This window comes from uncultured Thiodictyon sp., assembly GCA_903837595.1.
GTDB lineage: Bacteria > Pseudomonadota > Gammaproteobacteria > Chromatiales > Chromatiaceae > Thiodictyon.
Genome location: CAILVI010000218.1, coordinates 1 through 8,971 on the forward strand (window position 1 = coordinate 1; position 8,971 = coordinate 8,971).

The 8,971-nt window shown below is 65.8% G+C and carries 7 protein-coding genes; all 7 read left to right on the forward strand.

The window, feature by feature from the left end; translation table 11 throughout:
• A partial coding sequence (gene nusA / locus QZY44_RS11670; RefSeq protein ID WP_295446381.1) for a transcription termination factor NusA occupies positions 1-1,232 on the forward strand: 1,232 nt, incomplete at its 5' end.
• Positions 1,233-1,244: 12 nt separating this feature from the next.
• Complete coding sequence (gene infB / locus QZY44_RS11675; RefSeq protein ID WP_295446384.1) at positions 1,245-4,121, forward strand: translation initiation factor IF-2; 2,877 nt, start codon at positions 1,245-1,247, stop codon at positions 4,119-4,121.
• Positions 4,122-4,124: 3 nt separating this feature from the next.
• Positions 4,125-4,571, forward strand: a complete 447-nt coding sequence (gene rbfA / locus QZY44_RS11680; protein WP_295446386.1) for a 30S ribosome-binding factor RbfA — start codon at positions 4,125-4,127, stop codon at positions 4,569-4,571.
• Positions 4,568-5,497 carry a tRNA pseudouridine(55) synthase TruB gene (gene truB, locus QZY44_RS11685; RefSeq protein WP_295446388.1) on the forward strand — a complete coding sequence of 310 codons (930 nt, stop codon included), beginning with the start codon at positions 4,568-4,570 and terminating at the stop codon, positions 5,495-5,497. The genes rbfA and truB overlap by 4 nt, the downstream gene beginning before the upstream one ends.
• Positions 5,498-5,668: 171 nt before the next feature.
• A complete protein-coding gene (rpsO, locus tag QZY44_RS11690; RefSeq protein ID WP_295446390.1) occupies positions 5,669-5,938 on the forward strand; it encodes a 30S ribosomal protein S15 in 270 nt (89 codons plus the stop codon).
• Between the two features lie 248 nt (positions 5,939-6,186).
• Complete coding sequence (gene pnp / locus QZY44_RS11695) at positions 6,187-8,286, forward strand: polyribonucleotide nucleotidyltransferase (RefSeq protein ID WP_295446392.1); 2,100 nt, start codon at positions 6,187-6,189, stop codon at positions 8,284-8,286.
• Between the two features lie 208 nt (positions 8,287-8,494).
• Positions 8,495-8,794 (forward strand): HigA family addiction module antitoxin, encoded by a 300-nt coding sequence (locus tag QZY44_RS11700; RefSeq protein ID WP_295446393.1) that lies wholly within the window; start codon positions 8,495-8,497, stop codon positions 8,792-8,794.
• Positions 8,795-8,971: the final 177 nt, after the last annotated feature.

The following is an 8,971-nucleotide window of genomic DNA, read 5'->3' on the forward strand; positions in this document are numbered from 1 at the left end:
CGGCCGGCGACTTCATGGAGGAGGAGATCGATTCCGAGCTGTTCGGGCGCATCGCTGCCCAGACCGCCAAACAGGTCATCGTGCAGAAGGTGCGCGAGGCCGAGCGCACCAAGATTGTCGATGCCTTCATGGAGCGCAAGGGCGAGTTGGTCACCGGGATCGTCAAGAAGGCCGACCGCGGCAGCATCCTGCTGGACCTGGGCAACAATGCCGAGGCCCTGATCCCCCGCGAGCATGTCATCCCACGTGAATCGGTCCGCTCCGGCGATCGGCTGCGTGGCTATCTCTTCGATGTGCGCGCCGAGGCCAAGGGTCCGCAGCTGTTTGTCAGCCGCACGGCCCCCGAGCTCCTGATCGAGCTCTTCAAGCTCGAGGTCCCGGAGGTCGGCGAGGGCATGATTCAGATCCTGGGTGCCGCCCGGGACCCCGGAGCGCGGGCCAAGATCGCCGTGCGCACCAAGGACCCACGCATTGATCCGGTGGGCGCCTGTGTCGGCATGCGCGGCTCGCGCGTCCAGGCAGTCTCCAATGAACTCAATGGCGAGCGGGTGGACATTATTCTTTACGACGACAACCCGGCCCAATACGTAATCAACGCCATGTCACCGGCGGACGTGGTCTCCATCGTCATCGACGAGGAGGCGCGCAGCATGGACGTGGCAGTCAAGGAGGAGAACCTGTCCCAGGCGATCGGCCGCAACGGTCAGAACGTGCGTCTGGCCAGCCAGCTGACCGGCTGGGAGTTGAACGTGATGAACGAGGAGGCGGCGGCCGCCAAGAGCGAGCAGGAGGCGCACCGCTCGGTCCGCAGCTTTATGGATCAGCTCGGGGTGGATGAGAATCTGGCCGCCATCTTGGTCGAAGAGGGATTCACCAGCGTCGACGAGGTGGCCTATGTGCCGCTCGCGGAGATGCAGGCGATCGATGAGCTCGATGAGGCCACGATCAATGAACTGCGCGAACGCGCCAAGGACGTGCTGCTCACCCGCGCCATCGCCACCGAGGAGGTGGTCGGGGGCGAGCCCGCGGCGGACCTGCTCGACATGGACGGTATGGACGAGGGCCTGGTCTTGGCCCTGGCCGCCCGCGGGGTGGCGACCATGGAAGACCTGGCCGAACAGGCGGTCGATGAATTGATGGAGATCGAGGGCATGGATGCGGAGCGGGCGGCGCGCCTTATCATGAAGGCACGTGAGCCCTGGTTTGCCGATGCGGGCGGGGAATCCCGTTAGGAGGTCCGTTACATGAGTGAAGTGACAGTCAAACAACTCGCCTCCACGGTCGGCATTCCAGTCGAACGTTTACTGACCCAACTCGGGGAGGCCGGTATCAGCGCCAGTGACGCCGATTCCACCCTGACCGAACAGGAGAAGCTCAAGCTGTTGAGCTATCTGCGACGCAGCCACGGTAAAGGCGGGTCCGAGGGCGGGGCCGATCCCAGCCAGGTGACGCTTAAGCGCAAGAGCGTGAGCGAGTTGCGCCAACCTGCCGTCACCCCGCGGGTGCCCGGCACCAGTACGGGCGGTGCGGGCGGCGCGGGCGGTTCCCGGCCGACCCCGACCACGCGGGCCAAGACCATCAGCGTCGAGGTCCGCCGTAAACGGACCTATGTGAAACGCGGCGATGAGCCGGCGGCTGCGGAAGCGTCGGCGCCGACTGACGAGAAGGCGCAGACCGTGGCCCCCACCCCTGCACCAGTGGCCCGGCCCGCGCCGCCGGCGCCGCGTCGCCCTGAGCCGCCGCGCCCGCCGCGCGAGCGCCAGACCCTGCGCAGCGCGCCCATCGATGGCGGCCGTCGCCGCACCGAATTGGAGGCCATGCGTGCCGAGCAGGAGGCGCGCCGACTGGGCGAATTGGAAGATCACGAGCGCAAGACCCGCGAGGAGGCCGAGCGTCGCCGCGAGGCCGATGAGGCGCGGCGCCGTGCCGAGGCGGAGGCCGAGGTGCAACGCCTGGCCGAGGAGGCGGCGCGTCCAGTCGCGGAGCCTGAACCCGTTGAGGCCGTGGACGAGACCGTTCCCCCGGCGGCGGTAGCGGCGGCGGTCGCGCCGGTCATCGTCGCCGATGAGGTGGAAGAGGTGGTCGTGCGTCGGCGAGGCGAGCCCGCCAAGCCTGCCAGCAAGAAACCGGCGGTGGTCGTTGCCGCCAAGAAGCCGGCCGAACTCTCCGAGAAGGAGAAATCAGTCAAGAAGGCCGGGCGCAAGGACACGGCGCGCGGCGGCCGGGAGCTGGAGGCCCCGCGGGTCGAATATGAAGAGGTGGATGGTGATGTGAGTGGCGGGCGTCCGCGCCGCAAGCGCAAGACCCAAAAGCCCGGGCTGCAGGACAAGCACACCTTCCAGCGGCCCACCACGCCGGTGATTCGTGAGGTGGCGCTGCCGGAGACCATCTCGGTGGGCGAACTGGCGAGCCGCATGTCGGTCAAGGCGGGTGATGTGGTCAAGGCCCTGTTCAAGCAGGGAATGATGGTCACCATCAATCAGATGCTGGATCGCGACACCGCGGTCCTGATCGTCGAGGAGATGGGACACACGGCCGTCATCGCGGATCTCCGCACCGCCGAGGACACCCTGATCGAGGAGGCCGACGAGCAGAGCGGTTTGGCCGAGTCGCAGCCACGTGCCCCGGTGGTCACCATCATGGGTCACGTCGACCATGGCAAGACCTCGCTCCTGGACTACATCCGGCGCACCCGGGTCGCCTCCGGCGAGGCCGGCGGCATCACCCAGCACATCGGTGCCTATCATGTGGAGACCAGCCGCGGGGTCATCTCCTTCCTGGACACCCCGGGCCATGCCGCCTTCTCGGCGATGCGTGCCCGTGGGGCCAAGGTGACCGACATCGTGGTGCTGGTGGTGGCGGCGGACGACGGCGTCATGCCCCAGACCATTGAGGCGATCCAACACGCCAAGGCCTCCGGGGTGCCGATCGTGGTGGCCGTCAACAAGATGGACAAGCCCGACGCCAATCCTGACCGGGTCATGCAGGAACTCTCCCAGCACGACGTGCTGACCGAGGCCTGGGGTGGCGACACCCAGTTGATCAAGGTGTCCGCCAAGACCGGCGACGGCATCGACGACCTGCTCGACGCCATCCTGTTGCAGGCCGAGGTGCTGGAGCTCAAGGCCCCGGTGGACGGTCCGGCCCGCGGGACCATCGTGGAGTCCAGCCTGGACAAGGGGCGTGGCCCGGTGGCTACCATCCTGGTGCAGTCCGGTACGCTGCGTCGTGGCGATATGATCGTGAGCGGCGGCGAATATGGCCGGGTGCGCGCCATGTTCGACGAGGCCGGCAAGTCCATTGAGTCCGCCGGCCCCTCGATCCCGGTGCAGGTGCTGGGTCTGTCCGCGCCTCCCGACGCCGGTGACGATGTACTGGCGGTGGTCGATGAACGGCGCGCCCGTGAGGTGGCTGAGCTGCGTTCCACCCGCATGCGTCGCTCCAAGCTGGACGAGAACCGGGGCGTGAGCCTGGATCAGATCTTCTCCCAGCTCAAGGACGGGGCGTTGAAGTCGGTCAATCTCATCGTCAAGGCCGACGTACAGGGCAGTCTGGAGGCCCTGCGCGAGAGCCTGCTCAAGCTCACCAATGACGAGGTCAAGGTCATCCTGGTGGCGACCGGGGTCGGTGGGATCACCGAGTCCGACGCCAACCTGGCGGTGACCTCCAATGCGATCATCCTGGGCTTCAATGTCCGGGCGGATGCGGCGGCACGGCGGGTGGTGGATGAGAAGGCGATCGATCTGCGTTACTACAGCATCATCTACGAGCTGATCGATGACGTGAAGAAGGCGATCTCGGGTCTGCTCAGGCCGGTGATCACCGAGGAGATCATCGGCATGGTGGAGGTGCGCGACGTCTTCCGCTCATCCAAGTTCGGCGCCATCGCCGGCTGTATGGTGGTCGACGGGTTGATCAAGCGCAACAACCCGATCCGCGTCCTGCGTAATCACGTCGTGATCTACGAGGGCACGCTGGAGTCACTGCGTCGCTTCAAGGACGACGTGGCCGAGGTACGGGCCGGCACCGATTGCGGTATCGGCGTGAAGAACTACAACGATGTTCAGGTCGGTGACCACATTGAGGTATTCGAACGGACCGAACGGGCGCGGGTGCTGTAACGCATGAAGGAATTCGATCGTACGGAGCGGATCGGCGCTGAACTCAAGCGTGAGCTCTATGAGGTGTTGCGCGACGAGGTGCGGGATCCGCGCCTCGCCGACCTCACCATCCATGAGGTACGCGTGGTCAAGGACCTGTCTCACGCCAAGGTCTTCTTTACCTGCCTGCCCACGGTCGGGGAGGAGGCAGGGATCAGCACCGACGATGAGCACGGGGTCGCACAGACGCGGCTGCTCAATGGTCGTTTGGCCGGCTTCCTGCGCCACGCCCTGTCCCAGCGGGTGCGGCTGCGCACCATGCCGGAACTGCACTTCGTCTATGACACCTCCATCGGTGCGGGGATGCACCTGTCCGCCCTCATCGACCGTGCAGTCGAGGGGATTGTGGACCGGGAGCCTGAGGATGGCGAGGATGCCGCACCCGGGAACGCACAGGAGCGGCCCACATGAAGGGCGTCCAACGGCGTAACCCCCCGGGACGTAATGTCACCGGTATCCTGTTGCTGGACAAGCCGCTTGGGCTCACGTCCAACGACGCACTGCAACGAGTCAAGCGACTGTATCGCGCCGCCAAAGCCGGGCACACGGGCAGTCTGGACCCGCTGGCCACCGGGCTCTTGCCGGTGTGCCTGGGCGCGGCCACCAAGTTTTCCGCCTTTCTGCTGGACGCGGACAAGCGCTACCGGGTGCGGGTGCGCCTGGGTGTCACCACCACCACGGCCGACGCCGAGGGCGAGGTATTGGAGACCAAGCCCGTGGAGGGCGTCGATGCGCAGCGCGTGCGCGCGGTGCTGGCGGGTTTCCTGGGCCTGATCGACCAGCTCCCGCCCATGTACTCGGCGATCAAGCTGGGGGGCGAGCGGCTCTACAAGCTGGCCCGCCAGGGTGTGGAGGTCGAGCGCGCCACGCGTCCGATCCATATCTTCTCCCTGGACTTACTGTCCTGCGACCTGCCTGAGATCGAGCTCGAGGTCCACTGCTCCAAGGGCACCTATGTGCGTACCCTGGCCGAGGACATCGGCCGTGAGTTGGGCTGCGGCGGGCATGTGAGCCAGTTGCGCCGCACCGGGGTCGGACCCTACGCGGAGAACGTGGTCGAGTTCATCACGCTCGAGCAGATCCGCGACCTGGCCGAGTTGGAGGGTGCGGCGGCGCGGCTCGACGCCCTGCTGCTGCCGCTCGACTCCGCCCTGGGCCATTGGCCTGCGGTGCGTCTGTCGGCCGACGCTGCCTTCTATTTGCAGCAGGGACAGGCCGTGCTGGTCCCCCAAGCACCCACCGAAGGGTTGGTGCGGCTGTACGACCTGTCCAAGCACTTCCTGGGCGTCGGTGAGATCCAGGACGACGGCAAGGTGCAGCCCAAGCGTCTGGTATGAGTGATCAGAGTGATGGGTTTCGCTGCGCTCTACCCATCCTACCGAGCAAACACTAACAATTAACCAGTATGGTCCGATCCCCTGATGTCATTGTCGGGGCGATCAGCGGCGGCGGGTGCCGTCGCTTAAGGGCCTTTTAATCCCCCTCCCCAGTCTATTAGGAGACCGCCAATGACCATGACCGCTGCCCAGAAAAAAGAGGTCGTCACGGCCTATGCCCGTGCTGAAAACGACACCGGTTCCCCCGAGGTGCAGGTCGCACTCTTGACCGCCCGCATCCAGGGCCTGACCGATCACTTCAGCGCGCACAAGCACGACCACCACTCACGCCGCGGCCTGGTCCGGATGGTCAACTCCCGGCGCAAGCTGCTCGACTATCTCAAGCGTGAGGACGTGGACCGCTATCGTGCGCTGATCGCGCGTCTGGGTCTGCGTCGCTGACGTCCGCCCAGGGGCCGGCGACAGCGGTCGCACGGTCCCGGGTCCCCGTGGCGGCCGTGCGCGCCGCCCGGGTTCCCATATCCAAGGTGCCGGCCGCCTGGCGGCGGCACCCCCGAGATCCCGAAGCACCAGGACGCTTGAGGCTGCGGCGACTCAAAACCCGAGGCCCGAACCTGCGATCGCAGCTGTTCATCCGCACCAGCGATCCAGGCCCGCGACTCAGACCCGAGGCATGACCCGTGATTCCAGTGATTCCCACTCCAATCGTTAAGCAGTTCCAGTTCGGCGACCAGACCATGACGCTGGAGACCGGCGAGATCGCCCGCCAGGCGGACGGCGCTGTCATGGTCAACATGGGCGGTACCGTGGTGCTGGTCACCGTGGTGGTGCAGAAGAAGGCCGGCCCGGAGCGTGACTTCCTGCCGCTCACCGTGGACTACCAGGAAAAGACCTACGCCGCCGGCCGCATCCCCGGCGGCTTCTTCCGTCGCGAGGGCCGCCCGAGCGAGACCGAGATCCTGACCTCGCGTCTGATCGACCGTCCGATCCGCCCCCTGTTTGCCGATGGCTTCACCAACGAAGTCCAGATCATCGCCACGGTCAAATCGCTGAACCCGGCCGTGAATCCTGAGGTCCCGGCGCTCATCGGTGCCTCCGCCGCGCTGGCCGTCTCTGGGGCGCCCTTCAACGGCCCCATCGCCGCCGCCCGGGTCGGCTACAAGGACGGTCAGTACATCCTCAATCCCGCCGTCGTCGGTCTGGGGCCGGACAGCGACCTGGACCTGGTGGTCGCCGGCACCGAGCACGCCGTGCTGATGGTGGAATCCGAGGCGCGGGGGCTGTCCGAGGAGATCATGCTTGGCGCCGTGCTGTTCGGCCACGAACAGATGCAGGTCGTCATCCAGGCGATCCGCGAACTGGCGGCGGCGGTCCACAAGGCCCCCATCACCTTCAAGCCGGTCCAACCCGACCCGCAGTTGGAAGAGTCGGTCGCCCATTACGGTGCCAATCCGATCGCCGAGGTCTACACCATCAAGGACAAGATGGCGCGCTATAACGTCCTTGACGCGGTGCGTGCCGATGTCATCGAGCGCATCCGCACCATTGAGGGCAACACCTGGAGCGAGCAGCAGATCCAGGCGTCCATCGAGCGCCTGGAGAGCCGCATCGTGCGCGGCAGCATCCTCGAAGGCCGGCCGCGTATCGACGGGCGCGACACCACCACCGTGCGTCCCATCACCATCCGTACCGGCGTGTTGCCGCGCACCCACGGGTCCGCGCTCTTCACCCGCGGTGAGACCCAGGCGTTGGTCATCACCACGCTCGGTACCGAGCGTGATAGCCAGATCATCGACGCACTGGAAGGGGAGCGGCGCGAGCCCTTCATGCTCCACTACAACTTCCCGCCCTTCTGCGTCGGTGAGATCGGCCGCGTCGGCAGCCCCAAGCGCCGCGAGATCGGCCACGGGCGCCTGGCCAAGCGCGGCGTGCTGGCCGTCATGCCCGGCATTGAGGCCTTCCCCTATTCGGTGCGGGTTGTCTCCGAGATCACCGAGTCCAACGGCTCCAGCTCCATGGCCAGCGTCTGTGGCACCAGTTTGTCGCTGATGGACGCCGGCGTCCCGATCAAGGCCCCGGTGGCCGGCGTCGCGATGGGCCTGATCAAGGAAGGGGACAAGTTCGTCGTCCTCACCGACATCATGGGTGACGAGGACCATCTCGGTGACATGGACTTCAAGGTCGCCGGTACCGCCGAGGGCATCAACGCCCTGCAGATGGACATCAAGATCGAGGGCATCACCCGCGAGATCATGGAGGTCGCGCTGGCCCAGGCGAAGGTCGGGCGGCTGCACATCCTGGGCGAGATGAGCAAGGTCATCAATGTCCACCGCTCCGAGATGTCCGAGCACGCGCCGCGCATCATCGAGATCAAGATCCACCCGGAGAAGATCCGCGACGTCATCGGCAAGGGCGGCTCGGTCATCCGTGCCATCACCGAGGAGACCGGCGCCACCATCGACATCACCGACGACGGCGTGGTCAAGATCTTCTCGGTCGAGAAGGCCGCCGGCGAAGAGGCCAAGCGCCGCATTCGCCTGATCACCGCCGATGTCGAGGTGGGCAAGGTCTATGAGGGCAAGGTCGCCCGCATCATGGACTTCGGTGCCTTCGTCACCATCCTCCCCGGTCGTGACGGCCTGGTGCATATCTCGCAGATCTGCGAGGAGCGCGTCCAGTCAGTGACCGACAAGCTCAAGGAAGGCGACCAGGTCCGCGTCAAGGTGCTGGAGGTCGACAAGCAGGGGCGGATTCGCTTGAGCATGAAGGCGGTGGAATTGGGCGAATAAGGCGGCTGCGCCCCCGCAAACGCTCTCGTGACACCGCTGTGGCGGTGTCACGCCTGGGTCGGGCGCTGTGCGCCTCGAGGGTTTCTACGCACCACGATTGATAACCCCGTCTCATTCGGCGGGCAGGGTCTGGTTGATAGCCGGGCCAGAAAAGGGGGCCGGACGGCCCCTTTTTCTTTGGGCGGTGGCGACAAGTTGCGGCTGCGCCATGACTGATGGAGACTTCCCCCGCATTCACCCCGGCGAGATCCTGCTTGCGGAGTTTCTTGAACCGATGGGGATTGCCCAGGACCGGCTGGCTGAAGACATCAGCGTCTCCCCGCGCCTGATTGCTGAGATCGTCCGGGGAGCGCGCGCCATCTCGGCGGATAGCGCCCTACGTCTCGGGAGGTATTTCGGCATCGAGCCCGTGTTCTGGCTGAACCTGCAAGATCGCTATGACCTGATCGTCGCCGAGCAGTACCTGAGTACTCGACTGGATCGGGAGGTTCGTCCCTATGCCGCGTGAGTCCCAGCCGGCTGGGATGACGATGCGTTCTGCTCGTTCCAAGGTGCCCTTGGGAACCCTGTCTGCGAAGCTCCCCTTCGCGGATCGCCGGGACTCTGGAAGCGTAGCTTCCCGGGCCGGGTTCCCAATTGGAACTTGGGAATCAGCGCAAAAGGTTAGGCTTTTATTTGTTATTCC